Below are 3,235 nucleotides of genomic sequence, written 5' to 3' on the forward strand. Positions count from 1 at the left end.
CTCAATATAGTTTTGACGGCGGCTAAAGCCGCACGTTCGTTTTTCCTCCCCCGACTAAAGCACGGGGGTTTCCAAACTTATCGGAGGTTATCATGACACGGGTAAAACGCGGGAACGTCGCTCGCAAACGCCGCAAAAAAATTCTCAAAATGGCGAAAGGGTATCGGGGATCTCACTCGAAACTCTTCCGCAGTGCCAATCAACAGGTGATGAAAGCCCTGCGGAATGCCTACCGCGATCGCCGCAAACGCAAACGCGATTTTCGCCGCTTGTGGATCGCTCGGATTAACGCCGCCGCCCGTCAGCATGGCATGAGCTACAGTCAGCTCATTGGCTCGCTGAAAAAAGCCAATATCAATCTCAACCGCAAGATGCTGGCGCAAATGGCGGTACTTGACCCCGATGGCTTTTCCAAAGTGATGGAACTCGCACATCAAGCCAAAGGATAAACCGATGATGACTTCAGAAGGCAAAAGGATTGGAATTTTCCTCATTTCTTTTGCCTTTTGCCTGTTTTCCGGGGTTGGGGAGACTCGCGCCGCCGAACTCGAGGCGATCGCCGCTCGCGGTAAATTGCGCGTAGCGGTGAAAAATAACCTCCGCCCCCTGGGATTTACAGACAGCACCGGCAACCTGCAAGGGTTCGAAATCGACATCGCTCGTCGGTTGGCGGAGGAGTTATTGGGCAGTTCCGAAGATGTGGAACTGCTACCGGTGCAAAACCGCGATCGCCTCGCCGTGGTGATTTCCGGTGAGGTGGATCTGGCGATCGCCCGCGTCACCGCTACGCCATCGCGAGCGCGCGTCGTCTACTTTAGTTTCCCCTACTACCTCGACGGAGCTACCCTCATCACCCGCGACCCCACCGTGCGCGAACCCTCGGATTTATTCGGGAAAGCGATCGCCGTTCTCAACGCATCCAGTACCCTTCCCGTGATGCAGTTTAGAATTCCCCAGGCAAAACTGCTGCCTGTCAACTCCTATCAAGACGCCCTATCCCTGCTCGAAACCAATACCGTCAGCGCTTTCGCCGCCGATGCCACCGTGCTGACGGGGTGGGTGCAGCAGTATCCCGAATACCGACAGATCCCGGTGCGCTTTTCCGCTCAACCCCTTGCCATTGTGATGCCCAAAGGGTTGCAGTACCAAGAACTCCACTCCCGCGTCAATCGCGCGATCGCCCGCTGGCAAGCCGAAGGATGGCTCCAAGAACGGGCTGAATACTGGGGCTTACCCCTGCTGGAAACCCCCAACACCTTACCGTTCCCCCTCTCTTTCCAAAATCAAAATTGAACGAGTCACCCACGTGAGTTCATCTCATAATAAAATACAGAAAAGTTAGCCGAATTTGTTAGATTTAATCCCATGAATACCTCTCTTCCCCTGGTTTACCTCTCCTTTTTAATCTTTTTGCTCGCCCTGGTGGCGGGTTTGGTGGTGCGCCAAGTGTTTAAAACCCGCAAGGTGGAAAGTACCTTGTCTAAGTTACAGAAAAAGCTCAGTCAAGAAAAAGGTACGGCGCAAGAATACTACCAGCTCGGGAGTATTTATTTAGATAAAAAACTGTTTACCCAGGCGATCGTCCAGTTCCAAAAAGCTTTAAAATGCAAAGAGGAGATCGAAGATGAAAACAAGGCGTTGATTTATAATGGCCTCGGGTATGCTTACGTGGCTCAGGAACAGTACGACCTCGCCGTTCGGCAATACAAGGAAGCCTTGAAGCTTTACCCGGAATATGTCACCGCATGGAATAATTTGGCATTTGCTTACGATCGCAAGAAATTAACCGCTCAAGCATTGGAAGCTTACGAAGAAGCGCTCAAGCTCGATCCGGACAATCAAACCGCTAAAAAACGAGCTGAATCCCTCCGCAAGCGCCTCCCAACCACGGCTTAATGCCGAAACTTTGACATCGGATTTCCCAAGGGAGGGGGCTTGGGCGATCGCAATTTGACAGGTGAACCCAATCCCTCCCCGGGCACCCACTACCTCCCATCAGCTCAGCCTTCCCCCGAGGATGGGGCGACCCGACCCTCGGGGGAATACGCCTCAAATCCCCCAGAATCGCACGAATTGACGCTCGGTAATTCTCAATTCTCCATTCTCTCGCGATCGCCCTGGGGTGAATCCGCCACCAGATTTTGTGAACACATAAACCTATTTAGATAGATGTCACCCATCTAGAGGGTAAGTTATCATTACCACAAGCACACCAGAATATGCTTGTCCGCGAAACTCGCTTGCCGGAAAGATGTAACCCTTTGGAGATTCTATTTTATGCCAAACATGCCCCCCAACTCAATACCACTGTACCGCAATGCCATCGAACCTCTAGTGGTTGAAGAAGCACGACGGCAGATCCGGCAATTGCCGCCGAGACTGCTGATGTCTCTCAATCCACAGCAACTCATCGCCCAGGTGGTGGCTTATGCCCTAAATCGTCTGCCCGCCCTTTATGCCACCAGCGATCGCGGATGGAAATTCCAGCAGCAACAAGCCGAAAAGTTACAACCTCAGATTGAAAAAGCAGTCCGCCAGGGACTCGCAGCAGTCCAGCGCGATCCCCTGACCCCAGTGTGGGAGTCCCCTGACTCGGAAGCGGCAGAGGCGAAAAAGGCCCAGCTTGACAAGAGACGACGAATAGCCTCCTATCGTCGCTATCAGTAACGAACAGGTATAATTGCCAGGATTGACCACAGGGTAGCATCTCATTTTTTGGCCAATTAGTGCAGTGGAGCGAGCGTTTTCTCCTTTAAACCGCGATCGCAATTCCCAGGGAACCGCGATCGCAACAGTTCTGTGTGGGATTGACAATTCCCTTCCCTTCCCTTCCCGATTCCGGCTTTCTCAAGCAATTTTATACTAAATATAGTCAAACTAAAAGTGCTAAGCAAACTCCGAAGAGCGATCGCCGTTCCACGCCACTCAGACAATTGCTTGCATAATCGTCAAGTAAGTATCAATAGCAGTTTCAGGCAACACCTTCAATTGTTGATTTTTTAAATCCAATTCAATCCCCAACGCTTCCAGAGGAATCACTACTTGTGTCGCTGATGAAGATGGTGCTGGTCATCTTGAGAGTAGGCATTTCTAGAGCGAGGAAAAAAGCCATCGTAAGCGATCGAGTCATCCCAGTTGATTTATCCATCATCAATTACTCACGGTAGGGTGCGTTGCGGCTCAAACCCATGTAGAATAAAGACGACAATCTACAAGCTGCCGCAACGCACCGGCT

At 51.5% G+C, this 3,235-nt stretch carries 4 protein-coding genes; all 4 read left to right on the forward strand.

What is annotated here, in order from left to right; translation table 11 throughout:
* The first annotated feature begins 92 nt into the window (after positions 1-92).
* The 4 genes from rplT (at position 93) to LKK83_RS18570 (ending at position 2,667) form a co-directional block, all read left to right on the forward strand.
* Positions 93-449, forward strand: coding sequence for a 50S ribosomal protein L20 (gene rplT / locus LKK83_RS18555; RefSeq protein WP_324632762.1), 357 nt, complete (start codon positions 93-95; stop codon positions 447-449).
* Between the two features lie 4 nt (positions 450-453).
* The gene (locus tag LKK83_RS18560; protein ID WP_324632764.1) at positions 454-1,293 is read left to right on the forward strand and encodes a transporter substrate-binding domain-containing protein; all 840 of its coding nucleotides are present in this window, start codon (positions 454-456) and stop codon (positions 1,291-1,293) included.
* A 72-nt stretch (positions 1,294-1,365) separates the two neighbouring features.
* A complete protein-coding gene (locus LKK83_RS18565; RefSeq protein ID WP_324632766.1) occupies positions 1,366-1,896 on the forward strand; it encodes a tetratricopeptide repeat protein in 531 nt (176 codons plus the stop codon).
* 381 nt (positions 1,897-2,277) lie between these two features.
* Complete coding sequence (locus LKK83_RS18570) at positions 2,278-2,667, forward strand: late competence development ComFB family protein (RefSeq protein ID WP_324632767.1); 390 nt, start codon at positions 2,278-2,280, stop codon at positions 2,665-2,667.
* The last annotated feature ends 568 nt before the right edge of the window (positions 2,668-3,235 follow it).

The sequence above is a fragment of the Phormidium sp. CCY1219 genome, from assembly GCF_035615515.1.
Taxonomy (GTDB): domain Bacteria; phylum Cyanobacteriota; class Cyanobacteriia; order Cyanobacteriales; family Laspinemataceae; genus CCY1219.

Excerpts from the sequence above, each read along its gene's own strand:
- rplT (WP_324632762.1), top strand. The coding sequence starts at position 93 with ATGACACGGGTAAAACGCGGGAACGTCGCTCGCAAACGCCGCAAAAAA.
- LKK83_RS18560 (WP_324632764.1), top strand. The coding sequence starts at position 454 with ATGATGACTTCAGAAGGCAAAAGGATTGGAATTTTCCTCATTTCTTTT.
- LKK83_RS18565 (WP_324632766.1), top strand. The coding sequence starts at position 1,366 with ATGAATACCTCTCTTCCCCTGGTTTACCTCTCCTTTTTAATCTTTTTG.
- LKK83_RS18570 (WP_324632767.1), top strand. The coding sequence starts at position 2,278 with ATGCCAAACATGCCCCCCAACTCAATACCACTGTACCGCAATGCCATC.